Origin of the sequence: Acinetobacter sp. AYS6, from assembly GCF_025630795.1 — a bacterium.
Classification (GTDB): domain Bacteria; phylum Pseudomonadota; class Gammaproteobacteria; order Pseudomonadales; family Moraxellaceae; genus Acinetobacter.
The window spans coordinates 50,576-76,681 of sequence record NZ_JAOTNV010000006.1 but is presented as its reverse complement, the minus strand read 5'-3'; the positions used below and the strand labels follow the sequence as shown (position 1 = coordinate 76,681).

At 39.3% G+C, this 26,106-nt stretch carries 23 protein-coding genes; 11 read left to right on the top strand and 12 right to left on the bottom strand.

What is annotated here, in order from left to right:
• Window positions 1-246: 246 nt before the first annotated feature.
• The 6 genes from OD757_RS08640 (at window position 247) to OD757_RS08615 (ending at window position 9,907) form a co-directional block, all read left to right on the top strand.
• Complete coding sequence (locus OD757_RS08640) at window positions 247-1,314, top strand: asparaginase (protein ID WP_009388232.1); 1,068 nt, start codon at window positions 247-249, stop codon at window positions 1,312-1,314.
• Between the two features lie 197 nt (window positions 1,315-1,511).
• The gene (gene dnaE, locus OD757_RS08635) at window positions 1,512-5,075 is read left to right on the top strand and encodes a DNA polymerase III subunit alpha (RefSeq protein WP_263031587.1); all 3,564 of its coding nucleotides are present in this window, start codon (window positions 1,512-1,514) and stop codon (window positions 5,073-5,075) included.
• Between the two features lie 14 nt (window positions 5,076-5,089).
• A complete protein-coding gene (locus OD757_RS08630) occupies window positions 5,090-5,929 on the top strand; it encodes an RNA methyltransferase (RefSeq protein ID WP_263031586.1) in 840 nt (279 codons plus the stop codon).
• On the top strand, window positions 5,922-6,737 hold the full coding sequence (cysE, locus tag OD757_RS08625; RefSeq protein ID WP_009388236.1) for a serine O-acetyltransferase: 816 nt from the start codon (window positions 5,922-5,924) through the stop codon (window positions 6,735-6,737). The genes OD757_RS08630 and cysE overlap by 8 nt, the downstream gene beginning before the upstream one ends.
• A gap of 105 nt (window positions 6,738-6,842) precedes the next feature.
• Window positions 6,843-7,784 (top strand): ABUW_2363 family tetratricopeptide repeat lipoprotein, encoded by a 942-nt coding sequence (locus OD757_RS08620; protein WP_263031585.1) that lies wholly within the window; start codon window positions 6,843-6,845, stop codon window positions 7,782-7,784.
• A 116-nt stretch (window positions 7,785-7,900) separates the two neighbouring features.
• Window positions 7,901-9,907, top strand: coding sequence for an esterase/lipase family protein (locus OD757_RS08615; protein WP_263031584.1), 2,007 nt, complete (start codon window positions 7,901-7,903; stop codon window positions 9,905-9,907).
• 50 nt (window positions 9,908-9,957) lie between these two features.
• Here OD757_RS08615 and ahpF read toward each other — a convergent pair whose 3' ends face one another.
• The 3 genes from ahpF to OD757_RS08600 all read right to left on the bottom strand — a co-directional run bounded on the left by ahpF (window position 9,958) and on the right by OD757_RS08600 (window position 12,784).
• Entirely contained in the window at window positions 9,958-11,523 is a 1,566-nt protein-coding gene (gene ahpF, locus OD757_RS08610) for an alkyl hydroperoxide reductase subunit F (protein WP_263031212.1), read from the bottom strand.
• 179 nt (window positions 11,524-11,702) lie between these two features.
• Window positions 11,703-12,224, bottom strand: a complete 522-nt coding sequence (locus OD757_RS08605; RefSeq protein ID WP_002114296.1) for a chromate transporter — start codon at window positions 12,222-12,224, stop codon at window positions 11,703-11,705.
• Complete coding sequence (locus OD757_RS08600; protein ID WP_263031583.1) at window positions 12,224-12,784, bottom strand: chromate transporter; 561 nt, start codon at window positions 12,782-12,784, stop codon at window positions 12,224-12,226. The genes OD757_RS08605 and OD757_RS08600 overlap by 1 nt, the downstream gene beginning before the upstream one ends.
• Window positions 12,785-12,886: 102 nt before the next feature.
• Here OD757_RS08600 and OD757_RS08595 point away from each other — a divergent pair, with 102 nt between their 5' ends.
• Window positions 12,887-13,789 (top strand): LysR family transcriptional regulator, encoded by a 903-nt coding sequence (locus tag OD757_RS08595; protein WP_263031582.1) that lies wholly within the window; start codon window positions 12,887-12,889, stop codon window positions 13,787-13,789.
• An 80-nt stretch (window positions 13,790-13,869) separates the two neighbouring features.
• Here OD757_RS08595 and arsB read toward each other — a convergent pair whose 3' ends face one another.
• On the bottom strand, window positions 13,870-14,904 hold the full coding sequence (gene arsB / locus OD757_RS08590; protein WP_263031581.1) for an ACR3 family arsenite efflux transporter: 1,035 nt from the start codon (window positions 14,902-14,904) through the stop codon (window positions 13,870-13,872).
• Between the two features lie 104 nt (window positions 14,905-15,008).
• Window positions 15,009-15,338 (bottom strand): ArsR/SmtB family transcription factor, encoded by a 330-nt coding sequence (locus OD757_RS08585; RefSeq protein WP_263031580.1) that lies wholly within the window; start codon window positions 15,336-15,338, stop codon window positions 15,009-15,011.
• Between the two features lie 84 nt (window positions 15,339-15,422).
• On the opposite strand from OD757_RS08585, the gene arsC reads away from it, so the two are divergent.
• Complete coding sequence (arsC, locus tag OD757_RS08580; RefSeq protein ID WP_263031579.1) at window positions 15,423-15,851, top strand: arsenate reductase (glutaredoxin); 429 nt, start codon at window positions 15,423-15,425, stop codon at window positions 15,849-15,851.
• 68 nt (window positions 15,852-15,919) lie between these two features.
• Here the strand turns inward: arsC and OD757_RS08575 are convergent, their stop codons facing one another.
• The 3 genes from OD757_RS08575 to OD757_RS08565 all read right to left on the bottom strand — a co-directional run bounded on the left by OD757_RS08575 (window position 15,920) and on the right by OD757_RS08565 (window position 19,010).
• Window positions 15,920-16,081, bottom strand: a complete 162-nt coding sequence (locus tag OD757_RS08575) for a DUF1427 family protein (RefSeq protein WP_000784879.1) — start codon at window positions 16,079-16,081, stop codon at window positions 15,920-15,922.
• 57 nt (window positions 16,082-16,138) lie between these two features.
• Complete coding sequence (locus OD757_RS08570; protein WP_263031578.1) at window positions 16,139-18,013, bottom strand: amidohydrolase; 1,875 nt, start codon at window positions 18,011-18,013, stop codon at window positions 16,139-16,141.
• Between the two features lie 310 nt (window positions 18,014-18,323).
• A complete protein-coding gene (locus OD757_RS08565; protein ID WP_001043290.1) occupies window positions 18,324-19,010 on the bottom strand; it encodes a hydrolase in 687 nt (228 codons plus the stop codon).
• A 196-nt stretch (window positions 19,011-19,206) separates the two neighbouring features.
• Here OD757_RS08565 and OD757_RS08560 point away from each other — a divergent pair, with 196 nt between their 5' ends.
• Window positions 19,207-20,097, top strand: a complete 891-nt coding sequence (locus OD757_RS08560) for a LysR family transcriptional regulator (RefSeq protein WP_263031577.1) — start codon at window positions 19,207-19,209, stop codon at window positions 20,095-20,097.
• Between the two features lie 49 nt (window positions 20,098-20,146).
• Here the strand turns inward: OD757_RS08560 and OD757_RS08555 are convergent, their stop codons facing one another.
• A complete protein-coding gene (locus OD757_RS08555; RefSeq protein ID WP_263031576.1) occupies window positions 20,147-20,887 on the bottom strand; it encodes a GntR family transcriptional regulator in 741 nt (246 codons plus the stop codon).
• A gap of 397 nt (window positions 20,888-21,284) precedes the next feature.
• Between OD757_RS08555 and OD757_RS08550 the strand changes: the two genes are divergently transcribed.
• Both OD757_RS08550 and OD757_RS08545 read left to right on the top strand, forming a co-directional pair.
• Window positions 21,285-22,754 carry an NCS1 family nucleobase:cation symporter-1 gene (locus tag OD757_RS08550; RefSeq protein ID WP_263031575.1) on the top strand — a complete coding sequence of 490 codons (1,470 nt, stop codon included), beginning with the start codon at window positions 21,285-21,287 and terminating at the stop codon, window positions 22,752-22,754.
• Window positions 22,751-23,485 (top strand): aspartate/glutamate racemase family protein, encoded by a 735-nt coding sequence (locus OD757_RS08545; RefSeq protein ID WP_263031574.1) that lies wholly within the window; start codon window positions 22,751-22,753, stop codon window positions 23,483-23,485. The genes OD757_RS08550 and OD757_RS08545 overlap by 4 nt, the downstream gene beginning before the upstream one ends.
• A gap of 66 nt (window positions 23,486-23,551) precedes the next feature.
• Here OD757_RS08545 and tauD read toward each other — a convergent pair whose 3' ends face one another.
• The 3 genes from tauD to OD757_RS08530 are packed head-to-tail and all read right to left on the bottom strand — an operon-like array spanning window position 23,552 to window position 26,102.
• On the bottom strand, window positions 23,552-24,433 hold the full coding sequence (tauD, locus tag OD757_RS08540; protein WP_206261308.1) for a taurine dioxygenase: 882 nt from the start codon (window positions 24,431-24,433) through the stop codon (window positions 23,552-23,554).
• An 8-nt stretch (window positions 24,434-24,441) separates the two neighbouring features.
• The gene (gene tauC / locus OD757_RS08535) at window positions 24,442-25,311 is read right to left on the bottom strand and encodes a taurine ABC transporter permease TauC (protein ID WP_032003446.1); all 870 of its coding nucleotides are present in this window, start codon (window positions 25,309-25,311) and stop codon (window positions 24,442-24,444) included.
• On the bottom strand, window positions 25,308-26,102 hold the full coding sequence (locus OD757_RS08530) for a taurine ABC transporter ATP-binding protein (protein WP_263031573.1): 795 nt from the start codon (window positions 26,100-26,102) through the stop codon (window positions 25,308-25,310). Before OD757_RS08530 ends, tauC begins: the two co-directional genes overlap by 4 nt.
• Window positions 26,103-26,106: the final 4 nt, after the last annotated feature.

Sequence of the window (26,106 nt, the reverse complement as noted above, 5' to 3'; positions counted from 1 at the left end):
TTAAAAAACAAACAAATCGAGATAAATTAGAAAAACTTAATAGATTTTTTATTTTATTCATGTTATTTATTAACGCTAAATAAAAGCAATGACTAAGCAATTGTTGATGAAACAAAATGCTATTCAGGGATGCTTTTTATTCAAACAAGTTACGAATATGTTTTACATGGTATGTATTTTGCTTAGGAAAAGCAGACATCTTCGACAAACTTTTTTTACTTTCGTCACTTCATAAGGATATTTTCGATGTTGACTAAAACTGTTAAATCTTTAGGTTTAGCGATGGGCTTATTGGCCTGCTCTCTCCCACTTTACGCAAAAAATAATGTAGTTGTTGTTGCCACTGGCGGTACTATCGCAGGTGCTGGCGCCAGTTCAGCAAATAGTGCAACTTACACTGCTGCTAAAGTTCCAGTAGATGCATTAATTAACGCAGTTCCACAAATCAAAGATTTGGCGAATGTCACTGGTATTCAGGCATTACAGGTTGCTTCTGAAAGTATTACTGACAAGGAATTATTACAAATTGCTCGTCAAGTAAATGAGCTGGTAAAAAAACCATCTGTTAATGGTGTGGTGATTACTCACGGTACAGATACTTTAGAAGAAACAGCATTTTTCTTAAATCTGGTTGTTCACACGGATAAACCGATTGTTATTGTTGGTTCAATGCGTCCTTCAACTGCTCTTTCAGCAGATGGCCCTCTTAACCTTTATAGTGCAGTCGCTTTAGCAGCTTCTGATGATGCAAAAAATAAAGGCGTTATGGTGCTTATGAACGACTCTATTTTTGCAGCGCGTGATGTCACTAAAGGTATTAACATTCATACAAATGCTTTTGTTAGCCAATGGGGCGCTTTAGGTACATTAGTTGAAGGCAAGCCATACTGGTTCAGACAGTCTGTCAAACGTTTTACAAATGCTTCTGAATTTAATATCGAGAATATTAAAGGTGATGCACTTCCTCTGGTACAAATCGTTTACGGCTCAGACTCTATGCTTCCAGATGCTTATGAAGCATATGCAAAAGCTGGCGCTAAAGCGATTATCCATGCAGGTACGGGTAACGGTTCAGTTGCGAACTATATCGTTCCAACTTTACAAAATCTTCACGACAAGAACGGTATTCAAATTATCCGTTCATCACGTGTACCACAAGGTTTCGTATTACGTAATGCAGAACAACCTGATGATAAATATGGTTGGGTAGCTGCTCATGACTTAAACCCACAAAAAGCACGTCTTCTTACTGCATTAGCTCTTACTAAGACTAATGACGCTAAAGAAATTCAACGTATGTTCTGGCAGTACTAAGTTTCAACCTGCTCAAACCTTGGGGTTTGAGCAGGTCATATTTTATAAAAATAATGACGTTTATGTTAAATCTGTACAATAGATGTTCAACTCATTCTTCTTAAATAATAAAATCCTTAACAGTTTGCCAAAATATTAACCATTTCCTTTTAACTTTGCGTGTTAAACTATGCTTCGGTCGCATTAAGGATTGGTTTATGCAGTTTGTTCATCTAGGTATTTATACAGAATTTTCGATTACAGAGTCGATAGTTCGCATACCTGACTTGGTCAATGCTGCGGTTAAAGACCAAATGCCTGCGTTGGCATTAACTGACCTCTCTAACCTTCATGCGGCAGTTAAGTTTTATAATTCTTGTTTAAAAAAAGGAATTAAGCCGCTTTTAGGTAGCACAATTCGCCTTGATGATGCTCAACATCGTGCAACTCTACTTGCGATGAGTGACGTTGGATGGAAAAGCCTCACCGAAATCGTTTCACGCGGTTTCATTGAAGGACAACAGCTCAGTATTCCATGTGTACAAAAAGAATGGGTACTTGAACAGCATCAAGATATTATCGTTTTACTTGGCCAGCATAGTGATGTCGGTCAGATGCTTTGCTCATCTAATCCTCAAAAAGCTGCTCCCCTTTTAGAAGCATGGCTCGAAAAGTTTGGTAACCGTGTTTATCTTGCATTAACACGTACTGAACGTCCTGGTGAAGAAGACTTTATTCAAGAAGCAGCTAAACTTGCTGCAAAATATAATATTGGTGTAGTTGCACATAATGATGTGCACTTTGTAGAAAAAGAAGATTTCGAGGCACACGAAGCTCGTGTTTGTATTGCTGATGGTTATGTACTAGCAGATAATCGGCGTCCACGCATATATAGCCCTGAGCAATACTTTAAGACCTCAGATGAAATGATCGAATTGTTTTCCGATATTCCTAGTGCTATCGAGAACACCTATCATATTGCTAAACGCTGCAACGTTAAACTACAACTCGGCACTTACTTTTTACCTGATTACCCAATTCCAGATGGTTTTACCATCGACACTTATTTTGAACACTTATCTAAAGTAGGTTTAGAAGAACGCCTAAATTATCTTTACCCTGTTGAAAAACGTGGCGAGGACTGGCCAGAGATTCGTAAGCCTTACGATGAACGAATTGAGTATGAAGTCGGGATTATCCTAAAAATGGGTTTCCCTGGATACTTCCTTATCGTCATGGACTTTATTCAATGGGCAAAAAATAATGGTGTTCCTGTAGGGCCAGGCCGTGGTTCAGGCGCGGGTTCTTTAGTTGCATATAGCTTAAAAATTACAGACCTTGACCCACTTCGTTACGATCTACTTTTCGAACGTTTCTTGAACCCGGAACGTGTGTCAATGCCCGACTTTGACGTCGATTTCTGTATTGCTGGTCGTGACCGCGTCATCGATTACGTATCACGTACTTATGGTCGCGAAGCCGTTTCACAAATTGCAACTTTCGGAACCATGGCAGCAAAAGGTGCCATCCGTGATGTTGCGCGTGTATTAGGTAAATCTTATGGTTTAGCTGACCGTATTTCAAAAATGGTACCTACCAAACCGCTCGGTGTGGACTTAGCTACCGCTATTGATATGGAACCTCAACTTAAAGATATTGTCACCAACCCGTCTAATCCAGATAACGAAGATGCCAGCGAAATCTGGGAAATGGCATTAAAATTAGAAGGTATAACCCGAAATACAGGTAAACATGCCGGAGGTGTCGTTATTGCACCAGGTAAAATTACCGATTTCTCAGCTGTACTTTGTGATGCAGATGGAACAAACCGTGTTGCTCAATATGATAAAGATGATGTAGAAGCAGCTGGTCTGGTCAAATTTGACTTCTTGGGCTTACGTAACTTAACCGTTATTGAAGACGCGATTCAAAATATTAATAAAAACCGCGACAGTAATGATCAGCTCAATATTTTGCATGTTCCTTTAGACGACGCAAAAGCATACTCTGTCTTTGCCGATGCAAATACGACAGCGGTATTCCAGTTTGAATCCGTCGGCATGAAACGGATGCTTAAAGAAGCACGTCCAAGTAAATTCGAAGAAATTATTGCGTTCGTATCACTGTATCGTCCAGGCCCGATGGACCTGATTCCTGACTTTATTCACCGTATGCATGGTGGAGATTTTGAATATCTTCATCCTCTTTTAGAAGGTGTATTAGAACCAACTTACGGGATTATGGTTTATCAGGAACAAGTTATGCAAGCTGCACAGATCTGTGCAGGTTATACGCTAGGCGGTGCAGACTTATTACGCCGTGCGATGGGTAAAAAGAAACCCGAGGAAATGGTCAAACAGCGCCAAATTTTCTTAAAAGGTGCTGCTGAAAAAGGGATTGATGAAAGTACAGCCAACCATATCTTTGACTATATGGAAAAGTTTGCAGGCTATGGTTTTAACAAATCTCACGCTGCTGCTTATGCGCTAGTTGCCTACCATACTGCGTGGTTAAAAGCTCATTACCCTGCTGAATTTATGGCAGCCGTAATGACATCGGAAATGCAAAACACCGACAGTGTTGTATTTTTGATTGACGACTGTCGAAATAATGATCTTGAGGTTTTACCACCATCGATCAATATGTCGACTTATCATTTCCATGCAAGTAACGATAAAACCATTGTTTACGGTTTGGGCGCAATTAAAGGTGTCGGCGAACAAGCAATGCAGTCAGTCATTGACTCACGTCGACAATATGGCCCTTATACAGATCTATTCGATTTTTGCCATCGTATTGATTTGAAAAAAATCAATAAGCGTACTCTTGAAGCTTTAATCCGTGCAGGTGCACTCGATTGCTTAGGGATTGAACGTGCAAGCTTAATGGCACAATTGCCTGAAGCGGTTCAAGCCGCTGAACAAGCTCGAAGTAACCGTGAAAGCGGTATTATGGATTTATTTGGTGAAGTTGAAGAAGTTCAGCGTAAGCCAGCTAAACCTGTTAAACCGTGGAGTGATGAGGTTCGTCTTAAAGGCGAAAAAGATACACTTGGGTTATATCTAACGGGCCATCCAATTGATGTTTACCGACAAGAACTCAAAGCTTTTATTCCTGTAAAACTAAATGAAATTACAGCCACACGTCGTGGCGTTACTACAGTTTATGCAGGTTTGGTTATTGATGTCGCAAACTTCCCTAACCGAGTTGTTATTGTACTTGATGATGGTACAGGACGTATTGAAGTCAGCTGTAACCATGAGCGCTTCCAACGTTTTAAAGATATCATTCAAGTTGAACGTGTTGTAGTTTTCGAAGGCGAAATCTATGAGCGAGAAGGCTTTGATCGTCCAATGGGGCGTTTAACCAAAGCGTTCACCTTAAATGAAATAAGACAAAAACGTGCTAACAGTATTCAAATCAAATTAACAGAAGAGTTCATGCAACCAACATTGGCAAAAGATCTGCAAAATATAATTTTGCCATTTTGCAATGTAGATATGCATCAGCATATCGCTCTACAGTTACAGATTGACCAACCCTATGCTCAAGCCGAGCTTCAGTTTGGTCCGCAATGGAAAGTCGCTCCTCTAGACGAATTACTTGCTAAACTCAGAGATTATTTTGGTAAAGATAATATTTATATTGAGTATCAAGTAAAGTCGAAAGCAGCTAAAGCAGCAGACCCTGTTCGTCCACATGCCGTTGCCTCACCTCCTGCGGGTATGTCTATGGACGATGCATTGGATTTATACCAAAGCGAAGTTTCTCAATATTCGTAATTTCTGGAAATCTTATGAGTTCGTTTGACCACACCACCGTGTCAAAACAATTAGCACAAGTGCGTATTGTCATGGTAAATACGACTTTACCTGCCAATATTGGTAGTGCTTTACGTGCCATGAAAACAATGGGACTAATTAAATTAGTTCTCGTAGCACCTAAAACATATCCTCATCCAGATATACAAGCACTTGCCGCTGGTGCTCAAGATTTATTTGAACATCTTGAGATTGTAGACACCTTAGAAGATGCGATTAAAGATTGCCATTTGGTCTTTGGAACAAGTGCACGTAGTCGCACCATTCCTTGGCCTTTACTTGATGTGCGACCTGCAGCTAAAGAAGCTATTAAAGCAACCACTCAAGGACAACAAATTGCTATTGTTTTTGGCCGTGAAGACCGTGGTTTAACTAACGAAGAATTAGCACTGGCAAATTATCATTTAACGATTCCTGTAAATCCGGACTATGGCGTGTTGAATGTTGCGCAAGCCATTCAAGTCGTATGTTACGAGCTACGAATGTCTGCTCTGGAACAAGAGAAAGTCGATCAAACTGTAGATGAAATGCCATTAGTGCAAGGCCAAAGCATGCAATGGGATGAGCCTTTGGTGACTCAGCAACAAATGGAAGAGTTTTATCCTCATCTAGAAAAAATGCTGACTGAAATTGAATTTTTAGATCCAGAAAATCCACGTTTATTGCCTTTACGCTTGCGTCGTCTGTTTGGTCGTATACAATTAGATCGTATGGAATATCATTTACTTCGCGGTATTTTTAGTCGTGTGCAAGCTTTAACGAGTGGTAAATGGAAAAAAGCATTATCTGACAAGGAGGATCAACCCAATGCTTAAACAGCTTAAAGAAGATATAAAGGCTGTATTTGCGCGTGATCCTGCTGCCCGCAATACACTCGAAGTTCTTACGACCTATCCTGGTATTCATGCAATTATGATGCATCGTGTTGCACATGAATTATGGCAAAAAGATTGTAAAGGTGCAGCTCGCCTACTTTCATCATTTAGCCGTTTTGCGACAGGAATCGAAATTCACCCTGGTGCTAAAATCGGCAAGCGTTTTTTTATCGATCATGGCATGGGTGTGGTGATTGGTGAAACTGCTGAAATTGGTGACGATGTTACGCTTTATCATGGGGTTACTTTAGGTGGTACAACCTGGAAAACTGGTAAACGCCATCCAACTTTAGAAGACGGTGTGGTCGTTGGTGCAGGTGCAAAAATTTTGGGTCCATTTACGGTAGGTAAAGGTGCCAAGGTCGGTTCAAATGCCGTGGTGACTAAAGCTGTTCCTGCTGGAGTGACTGCTGTAGGAAACCCTGCTCGCTATATCTATAAAGATGCTGACAAAAATAACGATAAAGATGAAGCACGTCGCCGTGATTATGCACAAAGTATTGGTTTTGCCCCATATGCGACAACTGCTGATCAATCAGACCCTATTTTAGAAGGTATGCGCGTTTTACTTGATCGTATTCAGCACAATGAAACACGTATGAATAATTTATGCCAGCGTTTATCGGAGCTAGACCCTAGCTTCAAAAAAGAAAGCCAAGATGAACAACCTTTTAGTGATGAAGAGCTAAAAATTCTTGAAGAAGTGCGTCGTGAATGTGGTGCACAAAACAAGATATCAAAAACGTAATATTCTTGATTCATAATGTAACACGCTTACCCTTGCATGTCGGTTTAGCTTTTCCTAGACTTACCAGTACCAAATCTGACTTTACTAAAATGAACGGAAGATCCTATGAATTTTAAGCCTTTGGCATATATCATCCTTGCGACCTCAAGTTTAACTGCTTGTACAATGGCACCCGTAAAAGAACAAAAAATTGAGCCTTTTGTTTTCAAGGAACCAGAGCTTACTCCTCCTTTTTATGCACTAAATCCTTTTAACTATGATCAACCGCCAGCATTTGAAGTTGCGTTAAAAGAAGCTGCTGCACAGCCGGTAACGAAAATGGTGGTTAATCGTCAAGATGACCCAACCAAACAGCTTACTCTCGACACCAATAAATTGATTGTTCCGACAGTAAATAATTCACAGCGTTCAATGAAATATGCTGTTTTAGCTGGTCAGAATGAAATTGACGTGACTACAATTGATGACTTCTTACAGTTAGTAGAAGGTAAAGCACGTCACTACCCACCTCGCTTTACTGACCGCCAAGAACGTAAAGGCTTCGAAAGTAAACTTAAAGAAGTAACACAGCAACTCGATACACTTGCTGCAGACCCAAATGCATCATTTGATATTTTACTTCGCGCTTTTAAAGCAAGCGTTCTTGCACGTAACCTTGATTTGGGTACTGTTCATACCACCAGATCTTTAGAATATGCTCAAAGACTTTTAAAAATTAGTCCAGATGACGCTGAAACAAACTTCTGGTTTGGTTTTGGTTTATCTGAAGGTGGTGGCCAACGTGAAGCTATTCCATATTTAGATAAAGCAATTAAAGGTAATGTTCAAGAAGCGTATCTAGCTGCTGCAAATAACTATATTGCGATGGAGCAAAAGAAAAATGCGATTCAGACGCTTAAAAATTATAAAGTTAAATATCCAGATGAATCGGAAATTGCTGATCGTTTAATTCAAGAAATTGAAAAACAAGGCCGTTGGAATGTTTGGCAAGTTTTGACTAACCCTGCAATGTCTGCAACTACGCCTAGTGTAGCGCCTACAAAATAAGCTTAATTAGATAAAAAAGGGCTGTTTTGACAGCCCTTTTTTGTATTTGATCATTTGAAAAACATTTTAAAATTTGTATGATCTACCTACCATTGAGCCACTATATTTTGACCATAATGTTTTCAATAAAAAGAAGCAAAACAGTATTGACGGTCATACTACTCGGTTCAATTCTGAGTGGATGTCAGGTCGTAAATGTTAAACAGCAAGCTTTGAATGTGACTATCGCAAATGAGCGTAATAGCATTCTTACACAAGATAAACTTAGCGAAGCCAGTCTGAACGTTTTATCAATGTCTGGTCAAGAAGCTAAAGTTTGTACTGACACGCCTGACACCTGTGTAAATCAACTCAAAAATCTACCACAAGTTTTAGATGAACAATTCTTATCTGCTGCAAGTGAAATGTATCTGGCAAAAGCCATGTCCTTGTCAGATACCTCTGATTGTAAAATAAGTAGATTTAGCAAGCATAAGTCAGAAGAAGAGCAAAAGAATATTCAGAATAAGTATGATGATTGCTTAGACCAGCAATTAAATTTACTGGATAAAAGTATTCGCTATAGTTATGCCTATCTATTTTCAACAAAACGTCAGCCCACTGACCGTATTTTTGATAATAGACAAGTTCAGATTCGAGACTTTTACAATCAAGCCATTGCTAAAATGGTGAGTGTTTATGACTTACGCTATCCTAAAAAAGATGTCGTAGAGCCTCAAATACATATTGGTAAAAGTATCTATTCAATTGATTTCGAATTTCACCGGCAACTTGCTGGACAAAAATTAGAAAAATTAATTTCTAGTTATAATTTAAACTTCTCGGGGTTAAGAACGATTAACCGTCGTGATGGTTTTGGTTCTGAATTTGTTGCGGTTTTTCCGAGTTCTGGAAAAGAAGATATTAATGAATATATTTTAGACCCGCTTAAATACAATTATAAAAATGGTGTTAACCCAAATATTCATCATGCACGTTATTTGGCTGCAACTATTGTCGCTGAACCAAAACACGCGACCACTGTTGAAGAAATTATTAATAATTCTGAATTTGTGATTCGGGTTTATGATCCATACCGGACCGATAATATTAATGTGGCAGGAAAACAATATCCTCTAGCTGCTAACTTTTCAGCGCCTTATGGCCTATGGTTAGCCGAAAATAATTTAGGGGTCGCAGCCTATTTAACTTTGATTGATCGCGATCAGCACTTGACCATGCCGCATCTCTACATGCTTGAACCGTATAATCCAAACAAGAAAATTATTGTATTAGTACATGGTTTGGCAAGTAGTCCCGAAGCGTGGATTGCTCTCACCAATGATGTTATGGGCGATACGGTTTTAAGAGATAATTATCAAGTTTGGCAAGTTTTCTATTCGACCAACATGCCAATTTTGGAAAGTCGTTTCCAGATCTATGCACTGCTCAAACAAGCTTTTAGTTCGCTAAACCCAAGCGACCCTGCTGCACATGATGCTGTTCTTGTTGGACATAGCATGGGAGGTATTATTAGCCGTTTACTAGTCAGTGATGGAGATATTACTAAACCTGCTTTAGAGTTGATGACGATTCGTCAGCAAAACCGCTTTAAGAAACATCCAATGGTGACTGAACGATTGCAAATGCATTCAATTAATAATTTTGATCGCGCAATTTTCTTGGCTTCCCCTCATCGAGGTACAGATTATGCAGATCGCTGGTTTACCTTAGCAGCGCGTAAAATTATTCGTTTACCGGGTGCATTTTTGTCAGCTGTAGCGACTTCGCTTACTACTGAAAATTTAGATGTTAAAGATTTCTTGAGTAATATTGATAATGGTCTGATTCAAAATGGACCGAGCGATCTAAGTCATCAATCTAAATTTATGGAACTCACAAAAGATATTAATCCACATCAAGGATTAGTTTTCCACTCTATTATGGGTAACATCACCAAGAGTGATGATCCAAATGTGATTACAGATGGTATTGTTCCTTATAAGAGTGCTCACTTAGAAGGTGCAAAATCTGAGAAAGTTCTTCCAGGTGGTCATTCAATTCAGCTCACACCGCAAGCTGTATTGGAACTACGTCGTATTTTACGAGAACATTTAGTCGAACATGGTTTATATAAACCATAGAATAAAAAAAGCCAAAGAATAATCTTTGGCTTTTTTGTTTGAGCTAAATCTTACTGCCCAGAACGAATGATGTAATCAAACGCAGAGAGTGATGCTTTAGCACCTTCACCTGTGGCAATAATAATTTGCTTGTAAGGCACAGTCGTACAGTCACCCGCAGCAAACACACCTTGCACGTTGGTTTCGTTGCGGTCATTCACAATGATTTCGCCACGGTTGGTTAACTCAACTTCACTGTCTTTTAAGAAGTCAGTGTTTGGGAGTAAACCAATCTGTACAAAGATCCCTGCAAGTTCTACTACATGCTCTTCATTAGTGGCACGGTCTTTATATTTAAGACCAGTCACTTGTGAACCATCACCTAATACTTCTGTACTTAAGGCATTCATAATCACAGTTGTGTTTGGCAAGCTATGCAATTTGTTTTGCAACACTTGGTCTGCACGAAGTTTTGTATCGAACTCAACCAGAGTCACATGCTCAACAATCCCTGCAAGGTCAATTGCAGCTTCAACACCTGAGTTACCACCACCAATCACCGCAACACGTTTGCCTTTGAATAACGGACCATCACAGTGTGGGCAGTATGCGACACCACGGGTACGGTATTCTTGTTCACCCGGTACATTCATCTCTCTCCAGCGTGCACCTGTTGAAAGGATCACTGTTTTCGATTCAAGTTTCGCACCGTTTTCAAGTTCAACCGCAACCAAGCCATTTTCAGTTTGGTTGGCACCTGTGATTTTGCTGACACGTTGCAGGTTCATGATATCGACATCGTATTCACGAACATGGGATTCCATCTCGGCAGCAAACTTAGGACCTTGAGTCTTTTGCACAGACGTGAAGTTTTCAATGTCCATGGTATCCATGACCTGACCACCGAAGCGTTCAGCCACGATACCGGTGTTAATGCCTTTACGTGCAGCATAGATTGCAGCAGTTGCACCCGCAGGACCACCACCAATCACCAACACATCAAAAGCATCTTTGGCATTCAGGGCTGCTGCATCTTTTTCAGCTGAGTTGGTATCAAGTTTCGCTACAATCTCTTCAAGGGTCATACGACCTTGACCAATGTGTTCGTTGTCTTGGAACACCATTGGAACTGCCATGATTTTGCGTTGTTCCACTTCGTCTTGGAAGAATGAACCATCAATCATGGTTGCTGTAGTGTTCGGGTTATAAATGGCAATCAGGTTAAGCGCCTGTACTACGTCCGGACAGTTATGACAGCTTAATGATACAAACACATCAAAGTTTGCTTTGAGGTTTAAGCCTTTAATCTGGTTAAGCACTTCATTTGACACTTTAGGTGCATAACCAGAAACCTGTAACAGTGCCAAGATCAAAGACGTAAACTCATGGCCCATTGGTAAGCCAGCAAAGAACACACGAGGTTGTTCACCTGCTTTAGCCACACCAAAGCTTGGACGACGTGTATTGTTGCCATCAAAACGGGCAGTGACTTGGTCAGATAGTTCCGCAATTTCAGTCACTAACTCTTTAATTTGAGCCGCTTTGTCTGACTCATCTAAAGCAGCCACTAATTCGATTGGACTTTCTAAACGTTCTAAGTAAGCTTTTAATTGAGTTTTAATGTTTTGATCTAACATCTGTTTTTTACTCCAATGCATCTAAATTCTTTCAATAGATGCATAGTACGTGAAAACACAAAATAGGTAAAACAGTATGTTTTTATAGATTTGATCGGTTTTTTAGATTTTATTATTATTTACTTGAATCAAAAAAACCGACCTGAACTCATCCAGCGCAGGTCGGCAAACTGGTTAAACTAGAGTAAGACCACGCCAAATACCGCCCCAGCAATCAGGACATGCAAAGGATGAACTTTCTTAATTAAAGATAATAAAGTTGCAATCACCACCATAATAATCAGTAAAGTATTGATTGCCGCTGCCTCAGAAATAATCCACGCACTGGCCAGCACCGTACCCACAGTGACAGGTTGTAAGGCAAGCTGTAAAACACGGCGCCATTTTTTATCTTTAAATTTTGACCAGCCTCTCATCACAAACACAGTAATAATTGATGAAGGTAAAAATTTAGCTGTAGAGGTTACCAGTAGACCTGATAACCCTGCTACATGCCATCCTACCAACGGTACAATCATCATGTTTGGACCAGGAGCTGCTTGAGCCATGGCAAATAATGCACTAAATTCTTGTGCCGTCATCCAATGATGAATATCAACGACTTGGCGTTGCATTTCAGGCAAAATTGTATTGCCGCCACCAAATGCAATAAGAGACAACTGAGTAAAAATGATCGCTAAAGTAAGTAGAACTGCGCCCATTACACACGTCTCCAAATAATAGTTGAATAAAGTGCCAACAAAATCAGCATGGTCAAAAGCAAGGAGATTTTTAGAAAAGCAATGCTAACAATTGCTGCCACCACAACACACATCGCTATTGGATTACGTAATAATGGTTTTAACATTTTTAAGCCAGTTGCAACCAGAAGCCCAGCTGCTGCTGCTCCTAATCCTTCAAAAAGATGCTTAACCATGAGGTTATCTTGGAACTGCTCGTAGACATAATGTAAAAGTACAACAATTACCGTAGGCGCAAAGATTAAACCAATCAGAGAGCTAACTGCACCACGGACACCCCGAAACTCCATGCCAATCGCGACAGATAAATTAATGATATTGCCGCCTGGTAAAAATTGGCATAGACCCAGTAACTCAGTGAATTTTTCCGGACTTAGCCACTGCCTCTGCTCTACAACGACTTTACGCGCCAAAGGCAGCACACCACCAAATCCAATTAAACCTAATGTTAAAAAACCTAAAAATAACTCTGTGCAGGTCGGTACGCTCTCCTTCTGCACGGCAATCTCAACATGGTTCATTTTTCGTTACTTTTCACTTTATCTGACCAGCATAGAATGCTACTTTTACGATATATCTACAAATGCTTTTATTTTCATTAACCATACCCTAAAGGTATTCCTATGTTAGATTTACATAAGCTTCATGCCTTTGTAGTGGTAGTAGAAGAAAGAAATATCACACATGCCGCAAACCGATTATTTATTCAACAACCACCTTTAACGCGTTTACTTAAAAAACTTGAAGAAGAACTTGGCACACAGTTACTTATTCGCCAGCCTCGTGGTATTGAACCCACAGAAGCAGGTTTAGCCTTATTTAAAGAAGCACAACTTTTATTAGAACATGCCAGACATATTCCAAAATTAGTTCAAGACGTCAGCCAAGGTAAAACCGGGCAACTCAATATTGGTTTTACAAGTTCCGCAGGCTTGCATCCGCTCATTTCACTAGTCTTGCGTTCATATCGGGAAATATATCCTGCTGTACAAACCAAATTGGAGGAAGCAGGTAGTCAAAAGCAACTAGATTGGTTAATTTCGGAAAAACTTGATATTGCTTTTCTAAGAGCACCGATCAGCCGTGATATTGGATTAAAGCATCTTCATATATTAGATGAGTCAATGGTTGTTGCATTACCTATAGGACATCCACTTACACAAAAAGAGAAAATTAGTTTAAGTGATTTGTCAGATGAGAATTTTGTTTTATACCGCCGCTCTTCAGGGCAAGGTTTATATGACAATATTTTATATAGCTGCTATCAAGCAGGTTTTAGTCCTCGCATTATTCAGGAAGCCCCTCGTCCTACCGCAACATTAAATTTAGTGGCTGCTGGAATTGGCATCACAATTGTGCCAGCCTCAATGCATAACTTTTGGGACCATGAAATTGTGTATCGCGAGTTTGATGATTCAATAAAATTGAATGCCCCTATTTACTTGATTACAAGAGAAAATGAAAATTCAGCTAAAGTTTCAAACTTTATTGAACTCATGCAAAAACTATTACCGACAATGACTTGAGTTTAAAAGCTGGGTAATAAAAAGTGCCTATCTAAAGACACTTTAATAAAATCTTGATCAAATAAATTTTGTTATATTTCTTAAGCGTAATATTTTTTCTTTAACCAAAGCGAAACCGAAACCAATGAAATCAGCACAGGAACTTCAACCAATGGTCCAATCACTGTGGTAAATGCTACAGGTGATGCTAAACCAAAAGTTGCAATGGCAACAGCTAAAGCCAACTCAAAGTTATTACCTGCCGCAGTAAATGAAATTGCTGCTGTTTGAGGATAGTTATTTCCCAGCCGTTTACTCATAAAAAAGCTGATAAAGAACATCATCACAAAGTAAATCGTCAGTGGAATCGCAATTCGCAGTACATCTAAAGGTAAGCTCACCACATCGCCACCTTTTAGGCTAAACATCGCCACAATGGTAAAAAGTAAAGCGATTAAACTAAGCGGGCTGATCTTTGGTAAAAATTTAGTTTGATACCAATCTAACCCTTTTGATTTAACTAAAACCAAACGAGTTAAAAATCCCATTAAAAATGGAATACCTAAATACACTAAAACAGCATGCGTGATGGTCCAAAAATCGATATTAATGACTTGTCCTGCCACGCCAAAATAAGGCGGCAAGAAAGTTAAGAAAAGCCATGCATAAGTACTAAAGAACAAAATCTGGAAAATACTGTTAAAAGCAACCAACGCTGCAACATATTGGTTATCACCACAAGCCAAGCCATTCCAGACCAATACCATTGCAATACAACGTGCCAAGCCAATTAGAATGAGACCTGTCATATATTCCGGATAGCTATGCAAAAAAACAATCGCAAGAATAAACATTAAAACTGGAGCAATAATCCAATTTTGTACCAACGATAAAGTTAAGGTTTTCTTATCTCTAAATACTTCTGGTAACGCAGCGTAATCAACCTTTGCTAAAGGTGGATACATCATCAAAATTAAGCCGATTGCGATTGGAATATTAACGTTATCTACACTTAATTCATTTAAAGACACAGATGCTTGAGGAAAGAAAACTCCAATAGATAAACCTAAAGCCATTGCTATAAAAATCCATAGCGTCAGGTTCCGATCTAAAAAGGAAAGCCCTTGTTTGGTCATGTTCTACTCGTAGAAAGAATTGATTAATTTTGCTCAATACACACAAATGACTAATATACGTATACTAAGAAAATCCGAATTTTTAAGACAGAAATCTAGGAAGATTAATCACAGCAAGTTGTAGTGATGAAAGGCTGAACTTGTTGCTTTACTCTTGTCTCACTCGCATCATTTTCTATAACCTTTAAAATATCTAAAGCCCATAGAGGCAAATCAGGATTTAAGCTGTAATAGACCCACTGGCCTTTTCTTTCATCCAGCAATACGCCATGAGTTCTTAATAAGGCTAAGTGCCTAGAGATTTTCGGTTGACTCAACTCAAGCTGTTCTGTTAGCTCACAAACACAAATATTTTGTTTGTTTAGAACTAATTTAAGAATATTTAACCGAGTTTGGTCTGATAGACATTTAAAGAAATCGACTTGGTTGATCATATCTTCAACAGAATATATTCGTTATTGCAAATATACGGATATCCATATATAAATGCAATATCTTAATTTGACAATAAATTTACTATGACTGAATTAGTGAAGATCTACCATAACCCTGCATGTGGCACGTCACGCAATACTTTGGCACTCATTCGTCATGCCGGGCTTGAACCTCTCGTTATTGAATATTTAAAAACACCACCAAGTAAAGATGAGCTAATCCAACTCATTAAGGATTCAAACTTAACTGTACGTGAGGCAATCCGTAAAAATGTTGATCCCTATAAAGATTTAGAGATAGAACAAAACCATTGGACCGATGAACAGTTAATTGATTTTATGGTTCAGTACCCAATTTTAATTAATCGTCCATTTGTGGTTACACCAAAAGGCACACGACTTTGCCGCCCTTCTGAAGTGGTGCTCGACATTTTAGATTCAAAAAAATTAGGCTATTTTGCAAAAGAAGATGGCGAAGTGATTATTGACGAACAAGGTCGTCGTATAAAGTAATTGAAGATATTTATTAATATAAAAAGCTAAATGGCATGGAACCATTTAGCTTTTTTGAATGAAACGGATTAAAAATAGGATTTGATAAAAGGAAGCAGTTGCTCTCCTATTACCATGCCTAATAATCCGACTAACGCAACAAGAGGTGGAGCTGGTGACTTAACATTTAAAACGTAATATAAGACACCAACGAGCAACCCTACAGCCAAAGATAACAAGTACATTTTCATCGTACATACCTTAAGGAAGCAAGCCATTTAACGAAGCAGGTTCCCAAACTGTTTTATTTAAAATGCAAAACAAGAACATCCGAGTGCACCCCAGAAAGATTTTTTATCTTTATCATTTATAGGAACATCAAGCATCCATGAGTGGCTATGCCCATGCATGCCACAACTGCTAGCACATTCACACAATGCACTTTGTGACTGTAATGATTGATTCGAAGGTGCATTACGATTTTCGGATAAACGCCACTGACCACCAAAGCGTTTTACTGGCGACCATGTTGGAGATGCTGGTGGTGACGGCGGATCATCTTGCTTAAACTCAGCCCCTGCATATACCACTTTTCCGCCTAAAACAGTGAGTACAGACTCAATCCACTGGATGTCTTCTGCTTCAACCTTGAAGTAGTCATCGGACAATACGACCAGATCAGCAAGCTCACCTGCTGTGAGTGATCCTTTAACATCTTTTTCACCTGAGAACCAAGCCGAACCTTTAGTCCAGAGTTTGAGTGCTGTCTGACGGTCTAATAGATTTTTTTCATCATAGAGTGGCAAACCACCGACTGTTTTACCCGTACTTAGCCAATACAAACACACCCAAGGGTTATAGGATGCAACACGAGTCGCATCTGTCCCCGCACCCACAGGAACACCAAGTTCTAACATTTTCTTAACTGGTGGCGTTGCCTGAGCAGCCTCGGCACCATAGCGTTTCACGAAAATCTCACCTTGATATGCCATACGGTGTTGAATGGCGATACCACCACCCAATGCACCAATACGTTCGATATTACGCTCAGATACAGTTTCGGCATGGTCAATAATAAATCGAGTTGCAAATGGCTGTTTTGAATTGACGCGCTCAAATACATTGAGCAGACGATTAATACTTTCATCATAGGTTGCATGAATACGGAATGGCCATTTCTTTTCAGCCAAGTGCTCTACAATTGCTTCGAGTTCGCCTTCCATTTTTTCCGGTAAATCCGGACGTGGCTCATAGAAATCTTCAAAGTCACCTGCCGACCAAGTCAGGTTCTCACCTGCTCCATTCATTCTAAATAGCTCATCACCATCGCCCGGAAATGTCATTTCTGTCCAACGGCGATAATCATCAAGCTCTTGGCCTGCCTTCTGAGCAAATAGGTTATAAGCAATTCGCACTGTCATTTGATTTTGATCGTGCAATTGCTTAATTACGTCATAATCTTCAGGGTAGTTTTGACCACCACCACCTGCATCAATTGCTGAAGTAATACCTAATCGGTTCAACTCACGCATGAAATGACGAGTTGAATTGACTTGATCTTCAACTGGCAATTTCGGCGCTTTACCTAAGGTCGAATATAAAATCATAGCGGATGGAGTTGCCAGCAATAGACCAGTTGGCTCACCCTTTTCATCTCTTACAATCTTGCCACCCGGCGGGTCTGGCGTGTCTTTATTAAAGCCTAATACATCAAGCGCAGCTCGGTTCAACAAGGCACTGGCGTATAAATGTAAAACGAATACAGGAGTATCTGGCGCAGCTTTATTAATTTCTTCTAAAGTCGGTAAACGCTTTTCGGCAAACTGGAATTCAGTCCAACCACCAACCACACGAACCCATTGTGGAGCTGGCGTATTATCGGCTTGTTCTTTGAGTAAGCGTAATGCATCTGCAACGGATGGCACACCTTCCCAGCGCAGTTCCATATTGTAATTTAGGCCACCACGAATAATATGCAGATGACTGTCATTTAGACCCGGTATAACGCGACGACCATTTAAGTCTACGACTTTGCTTGTAGGTGTTGCGAGCTTCATAACCTCATCATTTGTGCCTGTGCGTACGACTTTACCGTCTGCAATCGCAATTGCTTGTACTTCGGGGTTCTGAGGATCTAGTGTTGTGATTTTACCGTTTATGAGTATGAGGTTTATTTCGGTCATTCTGAACTCCATTCTTGTGAATTATCGTTCTAAAAAATAAAGGTATAGCAACATATATATTTCATTATTCTTTTTGATTTTACACGACGGAGTCTGACCGTTTTACATCCAATAAGAGTAGTTAATTCTGTTACTTTTCTTTCGGGAAAAGTAACCAAAACCATTGCCATCTGCAAAACTCGTTCAATTACAATCTTTTCAGATTTTGTCCTGCCTCGAACAGTTGCAGATGGCTTTTCCACTTATCCAATATAGTCAAAAATCGAATAAATCAACTTAAATATTGAAATACCCTTAACTCAACTATTTCTTATTTTGCAGGAACTGGTGCAAGTACTTCGTGTTTTGATGTTGTACGTTCAGGCGCCTTATGTACCATCGTATAGGCATAGTCCACACCCATACCATAAGCACCAGAATGCTCGCGTACAATTGCCATAACTGCATCATACGTATCACGGTGTGCCCAATCACGTTGCCATTCGAGTAAGACTTGTTGCCAAGTTACTGGAACAACACCTGCTTGAATCATGCGTTGCATGGCATAGTCATGTGCCTCTTTCGATGTACCACCAGAAGCATCTGCGACCATGTAAATTTCGTAATCACCTTCAAGCATGGCACCAAAAGCAAAAGTGTTATTGCACACTTCAGTCCACAAACCTGAAACAATCACTTTTTTACGATTATTTTTTGCAAGCGAATCACGTACTTTTTGGTCATCCCATGAATTCATTGAAGTACGTTCTAGTAATGGAGCATCTGGAAATACATCTAAAAGTTCTGGATAGGTATGACCAGAGAAGCTTTCAGTTTCAACCGTGGTAATAGTGACAGGAATATTGAATGTTTTAGCTGCTTTTGCTAATCCTACAGTATTATTCTTTAATACTTGGCGATCTATTGACTGTACCCCAAAAGCCATTTGTGGCTGATGATCAATAAAAATAACCTGACAATTTGTTGGTGAAAGTTGTTCTAAAAGTGACTTATTCATGGGTAAACTCCATTATTCCTTATGAGTAATGCATTAAAATTGCTTACTGGTCATTATCAAAACAGATAAAAATGTAAAAGCATAGACAGCAAATCAGCACGAATCTGTATGCTGTACGAATACAATAAAATCAATGATTGCTTTTTAATTTTTATAGTTTAATCATTGATATATATTTTTTAACTTTTGCTTATCCATGGATCGATTAGACTGTATTTCCACTTTTGTAAGTGTCGTAGAACATGGGAATTTTAGTAGCGCAGCCAGAGCACTCGACATCTCACGTGACTTGGTTGCCAAACGTGTTTGCTACCTCGAAAATGACCTAAAAACTACACTGTTAACTCGAACCACAAGACAGATGAACCTCACCTCTTGTGGAGAAAAGTTTTATCAGCATAGCAAAGTCATTTTAAGTGAGTTTGAATGGGCTGCCTACGAAATTAGCTATAATCAGCAGTACCCAGAAGGCGAACTCAAGCTCAATACACCAATGTCTTTTAGCAATATTTTTCTTCAAAATATCATTTCAGATTTTATTGAGAAATATCCCAGCATCAAAATTGATTTATTCATGACTGATCAACTACTAGACATGAATAATAATAAATTTGATTTAACCATTCGCGTAGATGGCTCTCCTCCAAACTTAGCAAATAGTAAAATTTTAAATACCTATCAGCGCTATCTATATGCGACACCTGAGTATTTCAATCAGCATGGATTACCAGACTCATTAGAAGAACTTAAAGAACATAAGTTTCTGATTTACTATCAAGATAGTCGACATAAGAAATTGATTTTCCAAAAAGATCAAAAAGAAGTCTCTTTTAATTGCTTCCCAGTGATGACCTGTAATAATGGTGAATTATTATTAGATATGTGTCTAAAAGATCACGGTATCGTCTTTCTTCCAGAGTTTATTGCAGAGCCTTACTATAAAGAAGGTAAATTACAGAAATGTTTGGAGGACTATACCAGTCAACCACTTCACTTATATGTGACATGGCCAAACCGTAAAATTTTATCGAAGAAAGTAAAACTATTTATTGATTTTTTAACGCATCAGATCATGCCCGTAAAATAAGTGAACTGGGCCTTTTCGATAAGAATTGGCCCACTATTTTTTAGTTAGTTTAAATGGTTTCAATCTTCTTATTTTTAAATAAATTTAATAAATTTTGCTCTACTGTTGCTGTGCTGTCTTCTTCAATAAATGTCGTCGCGTAGTGTTCTAAATGCTCTTCCATCAATTGAGTGGCTCGTTTTTCATCACCTTGCTCAATGGCATTTAAAATTGCACGATGTTCATCTGCCGAACAATTATTATGTTTGGGAATTTCATATAACCCAATTAATAACGAAGTCCTTGCAATAAGCGTCTGCAAATAACTGGTCATAATTGTATTTTGATTTGCTTCAATCAGCTTTAAATGAAATTGACCTGATAGCTTAATCCACTCGGCCCAATTGCCAGCTAAACGCTCATGAGACTCTTGATCGACTAAACCTCGAAGCTCACTAAAATCTAGGTGATGTGACTTTTGAGCTAGCTTTTTTACAGTGGCGATTTCAAGCATGCTGCGTGCTTCAAAGACCTCTTTTGTTTCATGAGCACTATGTTTTGCGATGAGTGCTCCACGATTGGGCTGAATTTCGATGACCTTATCATGTGCAAGTTTGACAAAAACACGTCTTAACACTCCTCGCGTTACACCGAATGCTTCACACAAAGGTGCTTCAACTAAACGTGCGCCAGGGGCAAGTTGTCGATTTAAAATAGCATCTACAATAGCGTTATATATATGGTCATCAATTTCATCATTGCTCATTTCTACGGCTTTTTTTGGTGCATTCGATGGCATTGATTTCTCCATTTTTCATTAATGCTCCCTCTTTTTAGAACTTTATCTATTTTGAATAGTGTAAGTTTAACTTAAGCGTTTGGAAATATTTCTCTCATTCCCACAACAAATACACTGAACTGAATAATTCAATATTAGATCTCTAAATATCCATTTATACACCTAAATTTACTTAATTTTTATAAAAAATTAAGCACTTCTCATTTTATAAATCTGTCTCTTCATATCCAAAATTCATACCAGTTTAAATAACTCATAAGCGCTACTTCCTAAATTTGGCATAACTTTTGCTCAATTAAAATTGTGCACAATTTAAATATCATATTGTACACAATTTTAATTTCATTCTTTTAGACAGAAAAACAATGCTGCTGAAAGTGCCTCCATCTTAAGGAAGTGAGTTTTCAAGATGAATAATACCGAAGCAATAATTAAACCTTCTTATGATGCAAAACTGACAAATCAAGACTTAGCTCCTTTAAAAAAGCAAACATGGGGCGCTTATAATATTTTTGCTTTCTGGATGTCTGATGTTCATAGCGTCGGCGGTTATGTCATGGCTGGAAGCCTTTTTGCACTAGGGCTCAATAGCTGGCAGGTACTTTTATCTTTACTGATCGGCATTGCCATAGTTCAGTTTTTTACAAATCTCATTGCCAAGTCGAGCCAACAAACTGGCACGCCCTATCCTGTTATTTGCCGCGCTACCTTTGGCGTGCTTGGTGCAAATATTCCTGCCGTTATTCGCGGTCTAATTGCTGTTGCATGGTATGGCATTCAAACCTATTTGGCTTCAAGTGCTTTCTTATTGGTCATTTTAAAGTTCTTTCCAGAATGGTCGGTCTATGCCGATGTTTCGACTTATGGCTTTCTTGGACTTTCCTATTTAGGATGGGTTGGCTTCATGTTGCTTTGGCTACTGCAAGCGATTGTTTTTTGGTCTGGCATGGACAGCATTCGTAAATTCATTGACTGGGCAGGTCCAGCTGTCTACGTAGTGATGTTTGCGATGGCAGTCTGGCTCATCTGGAAAGCTGGATGGCAGAATATTGATTTAAACTTGAGCGGTGTTCAATACGACGGTTTTGCGGTTGTACCAGTCATGATTGGTGCTATTGCGCTTGTTGTTTCATATTTTTCAGGGCCGATGCTGAATTTTGGCGACTTCTCTCGTTATGGTAAAAGCTTTAACGCGATTAAAATGGGGAACTTTCTTGGGCTACCGATTAATTTCTTAGGCTTTTCTTTACTTACTGTAGTTTGTATTGCAGCAACACTTCCAGTGTATGGCAAGCTCATTACAGACCCTGTCGAGATGGTCGGTAAACTTGATAATACTTTTGTGGTGATTCTAGGTAGTTTGACCTTAATGATTGCCACCATCGGGATTAATATTGTTGCTAACTTTGTATCACCTGCCTTTGATTTTTCTAATGTTTCACCGAGCAAAATTAGCTGGCGCATGGGTGGAATGATTGCAGCAGTGGGTTCGATTTTTATCACTCCATGGAATTTGTTTAATAACCCTCAAGTGATCCATTACACCATTGATATTTTAGGTGCATTTATCGGTCCACTTTTTGGTGTATTGCTAGCCGATTTTTACCTCGTTAAAAAACAGAAAATCGTGGTAGATGATTTATATACATTAGATACCAAAGGTTTGTATTGGTACAAAAATGGTTATAACCACTCTGCCTTTTATGCCTTAATTCCAGCTTCATTAATTCCTATTTTATGTGTGCTGTTACCACAATTATCTGCTCTTGCTAATTTCACATGGTTTATTGGGATGGGATTCGGTTTTGTGATTTACCGATTTCTTAACCAACCGATTGCCCATGCTAAATCGGCAATGACTAAGGTAAAAGTACAATGAAAATTAAAATTATTAATCCTAATACTACTCAAAGCATGACTGACAAAATTGCAGCATCAGCAAAGATAGTCGCAAATTCTGATACTCAAATTATTGCTGTGAGTCCTCAAATGGGCCCAGCAACGATTGAAAGTTATTATGATGAAGCCCTAAGTGCAGTAGGTGTGCTGGAGGAAATTCGCCAAGGTGAACTTCTAGGTGTAAATGCTTATGTTATTGCGTGTTTTGGTGACCCTGCCCTTTATGCTGCCCGTGAAATGACTTCAGCACCTGTGATTGGGATTGCAGAAGCAGCGATGCGAACTGCAAGTTATGTAAGTACTGGTTTTAGTGTGGTCACAACCTTACAACGCACAGTAAATATGAGTTGGCATCTGGTTCATCGCTATGGGGCTACACCATTTTGCAAAAATGTTCGAGCTTGTGACATTGCAGTTGAAGAATTGGAGCTTCCTGACTCAGATGCTTATCGAACCATACGAGATGAGTGCAAAAAAGCACTAGTAGAAGATAAAAGCGATGCGATTGTTTTGGGCTGTGCAGGTATGAGTGATTTATGTCTAAAGCTACAAAACGAATTGGGAGTGATTGTTATTGACGGCGTTGCAGCAGCAGTTAAACAAGCTGAAATGTTAGTTCATTTAAATTTAAAAACCAGCAAAGTTGGTGATTGGGCCTCACCTCCTGTAAAGAGTTACACAGGCATATTGTCGGGGTTTGGAATGCGCTAAAGCGTTATTGTTTCAATTCCAACTCAAAACGCTGCGTTGGAATTGAAACGGCTGAAAACTAAAGAATTAAACTTCAGCTAACTCTGGCTGTTGTTCATTTTTATAAAATGGCACATCACCGTTAATAGTTGCACGGTGCATGATGCGATGAGCATCGCCATAATCAAATAATGCTTTATGTTGTGTGCAACGGTTATCCCAAATCGCGATATCACCATCTTGCCACTTCCAGCGTAAATGAAATTGCTCTTGGGTCGCATGTTCAAACAAGAAATTAAGCAGCTGCTCACTTTCTTGTTCAGGTAACTCATTAATTCGAGTGGTAAAACCCTCGCTTACAAACAACAAAGGCTCACCTGTAACCGGATGGGTACGCACCACTGGGTGAACCACTGGTGGGTTACGCTTAAATGTTTGCAAAAGCTTTTCACGTTCTTCTTCGTTATGGGCAAAACGTTCAAGTGGAAAAGACTTACGAATATCGTGTGTTGCAGTTAAGCCACGTAATTTTTGCTGTAACTCAAGCGGAAGCCCTTTAAAAGCTGCGGTATTGCTCGACCACAACGTGTCACCCCCTACAGGTGGAATTTTAATGGCTTGCAACACACAACCTAAAGGTGGATTTTTACTAAAAGTCACATCTGTGTGCCAAAGTTCATTGTCACGCAAATCTTGTTTCCAGCTATCGAGCACCATCACTTCAGGTACATCTTCAATTGAAGGATAAATTGGGTGCACATGTAAGCTGCCAAAACTGCGTGCCAAGTCTGCTTGTGCTTGCGGTGCTAATTGTTGCTTTCGAAAAAAAATGACCTGATGATCAAGCAAAGCCTGCTGGATTTGTTGCGTTGTCTGTTCATTTAACGCATTCAAATCAATATCGTGAATAATTGCGCCAATGGTAGGCTTGATCACTTCAATATTTAAGTTTGCTACTTCTGTATTCATCTTCTTTACTACAACTGCTGACCATACCAAGGAGAAAACTGTTTTTGTAACCAACGTAAAAACAGCTCAAAACTAACTGCGACAATCGCAATCACAATAATGCCCAAAATCACCGTATCGGTAATTAAGAACTGTGCTGCCGATTGCACCATAAAACCAATACCACGATCTGCTGCAACCAACTCTGCTGCAACTAATGTTGACCAACCTACCCCAAGACCAATACGAATACCGGTAATAATATGAGGTAAAGCTGTTGGTAAAATGACATGCCAAAATACTTGTGTCTGACTTGCTCCTAGCGACAGTGCAGCACGTTCACGATTAAGCTGATGGCTTAACACACCATGCGCACTACTAATGATGACAGGCGCCAAAATCGAGAAGAAAATCAAAAGCACTTTTGTGGTTTCGCCAATACCGAACCAAATTACGAGTAAGGGTAAATAAGCTAACGGCGGAATTGGACGTAATAATTCAACCAAAGGATCTAGAACAGCACGAACCCATTTGTTCAGGCCCATCCATAAGCCCAGTGGTACGCCAATCACCACGGCAGCAATCAAAGCCAAAAACACACGAGAGATACTGGCTGCCAAGTGTTGCCACAAAGTAGCCTTCATAAAGCCTTCTTGGCTGACCGATATAAATTTTTGCCAGACTGCTTGTGGGCTCGGTAAAAACAGTTCAGGTACGACATGCAAAGCAGTAATGAGGAACCAGAGCGCAACAACGCTTCCTACACTAATTATGCTAACTGCCAAAGTGCGATGCTTCTCAAAAAATGACGATAGAAATGAAGCATTTTCTGTTTGTACATCTGGCTTAAGTTTTAGCCCTGCTTTGTCATATTCATAGACGTTATCTTTAGTACTCATGTGGTTAACGCCTCCTTACCGCTTTGTTTTTGTGCCCTTAAGCTTTCAAACAGCTGCTCTCTGAGCTGAATAAATTGAGGGTCCGATTTAATTGAGCGAATAGACTCGCCCTGACGATATCGATTAGCAAAATCGAGATGTAGAGTTTCTACAATTTTGCCTGGATGCGCTGTCATCAGAACTAACTGATTGCTGAGCAATAATGCTTCTTCAATGTCATGAGTAATTAAAAAGAAACTTTTATTTTGTTGAATCCATAAATCGAGCACTAACTGCTGCATGTTTTCACGCGTAAAAGCATCTAATGCCGCAAAAGGTTCATCTAATAAAATAAACGGCGCGTGGCTGATCAAAGCTCTGGCAATACCAACACGTTGTTTCATACCACCGGAAAGTTCCCAAATATTAGCTTTTTCAACGTGACTTAAACCTACAATTTTTAAAATTGCGTTCACTTGAGCTTCGATATCCGCGCGCTTTAAACCTTTTAACTGCAAAGCGAAGCCAACATTATCTGCAACATTCAACCAAGGAAGGAGTGCATGATCCTGAAACACGACAGCGCGGGTTACATCTGGTCCATTTACTACTTCATGATTTACAAGCACATCACCTAAACTCGGCTTTTGAAACCCTGCCAAGATATTAAGCAAAGTTGTTTTGCCACAACCTGACTCGCCCAAAATCACGGTTAAAGAACCTTCTTCAATCGTTAGGTTAATGTCTTGTAAAACTGGCTTTTGCTGTTTAGGAAAAGTCAGATGAATATGTTTGGCTTCTAGTACACTCATGACA

What these genes read in the sequence shown, in the direction of transcription:
- OD757_RS08640 (WP_009388232.1), top strand. Translation starts at nt 247, where the DNA reads ATGTTGACTAAAACTGTTAAATCTTTAGGTTTAGCGATGGGCTTATTG.
- OD757_RS08570 (WP_263031578.1), bottom strand. Translation starts at nt 18,013, where the DNA reads ATGACCGAAATAAACCTCATACTCATAAACGGTAAAATCACAACACTA.
- OD757_RS08545 (WP_263031574.1), top strand. Translation starts at nt 22,751, where the DNA reads ATGAAAATTAAAATTATTAATCCTAATACTACTCAAAGCATGACTGAC.
- OD757_RS08550 (WP_263031575.1), top strand. Translation starts at nt 21,285, where the DNA reads ATGAATAATACCGAAGCAATAATTAAACCTTCTTATGATGCAAAACTG.
- arsC (WP_263031579.1), top strand. Translation starts at nt 15,423, where the DNA reads ATGACTGAATTAGTGAAGATCTACCATAACCCTGCATGTGGCACGTCA.
- OD757_RS08605 (WP_002114296.1), bottom strand. Translation starts at nt 12,224, where the DNA reads ATGGGCGCAGTTCTACTTACTTTAGCGATCATTTTTACTCAGTTGTCT.
- OD757_RS08565 (WP_001043290.1), bottom strand. Translation starts at nt 19,010, where the DNA reads ATGAATAAGTCACTTTTAGAACAACTTTCACCAACAAATTGTCAGGTT.
- OD757_RS08595 (WP_263031582.1), top strand. Translation starts at nt 12,887, where the DNA reads ATGTTAGATTTACATAAGCTTCATGCCTTTGTAGTGGTAGTAGAAGAA.
- OD757_RS08630 (WP_263031586.1), top strand. Translation starts at nt 5,090, where the DNA reads ATGAGTTCGTTTGACCACACCACCGTGTCAAAACAATTAGCACAAGTG.
- OD757_RS08575 (WP_000784879.1), bottom strand. Translation starts at nt 16,081, where the DNA reads ATGAAAATGTACTTGTTATCTTTGGCTGTAGGGTTGCTCGTTGGTGTC.
- dnaE (WP_263031587.1), top strand. Translation starts at nt 1,512, where the DNA reads ATGCAGTTTGTTCATCTAGGTATTTATACAGAATTTTCGATTACAGAG.
- ahpF (WP_263031212.1), bottom strand. Translation starts at nt 11,523, where the DNA reads ATGTTAGATCAAAACATTAAAACTCAATTAAAAGCTTACTTAGAACGT.
- OD757_RS08615 (WP_263031584.1), top strand. Translation starts at nt 7,901, where the DNA reads ATGTTTTCAATAAAAAGAAGCAAAACAGTATTGACGGTCATACTACTC.
- OD757_RS08560 (WP_263031577.1), top strand. Translation starts at nt 19,207, where the DNA reads ATGGATCGATTAGACTGTATTTCCACTTTTGTAAGTGTCGTAGAACAT.
- OD757_RS08585 (WP_263031580.1), bottom strand. Translation starts at nt 15,338, where the DNA reads ATGATCAACCAAGTCGATTTCTTTAAATGTCTATCAGACCAAACTCGG.
- tauD (WP_206261308.1), bottom strand. Translation starts at nt 24,433, where the DNA reads ATGAATACAGAAGTAGCAAACTTAAATATTGAAGTGATCAAGCCTACC.
- cysE (WP_009388236.1), top strand. Translation starts at nt 5,922, where the DNA reads ATGCTTAAACAGCTTAAAGAAGATATAAAGGCTGTATTTGCGCGTGAT.
- OD757_RS08620 (WP_263031585.1), top strand. Translation starts at nt 6,843, where the DNA reads ATGAATTTTAAGCCTTTGGCATATATCATCCTTGCGACCTCAAGTTTA.
- OD757_RS08555 (WP_263031576.1), bottom strand. Translation starts at nt 20,887, where the DNA reads ATGGAGAAATCAATGCCATCGAATGCACCAAAAAAAGCCGTAGAAATG.
- tauC (WP_032003446.1), bottom strand. Translation starts at nt 25,311, where the DNA reads ATGAGTACTAAAGATAACGTCTATGAATATGACAAAGCAGGGCTAAAA.
- OD757_RS08600 (WP_263031583.1), bottom strand. Translation starts at nt 12,784, where the DNA reads ATGAACCATGTTGAGATTGCCGTGCAGAAGGAGAGCGTACCGACCTGC.
- arsB (WP_263031581.1), bottom strand. Translation starts at nt 14,904, where the DNA reads ATGACCAAACAAGGGCTTTCCTTTTTAGATCGGAACCTGACGCTATGG.
- OD757_RS08530 (WP_263031573.1), bottom strand. Translation starts at nt 26,102, where the DNA reads ATGAGTGTACTAGAAGCCAAACATATTCATCTGACTTTTCCTAAACAG.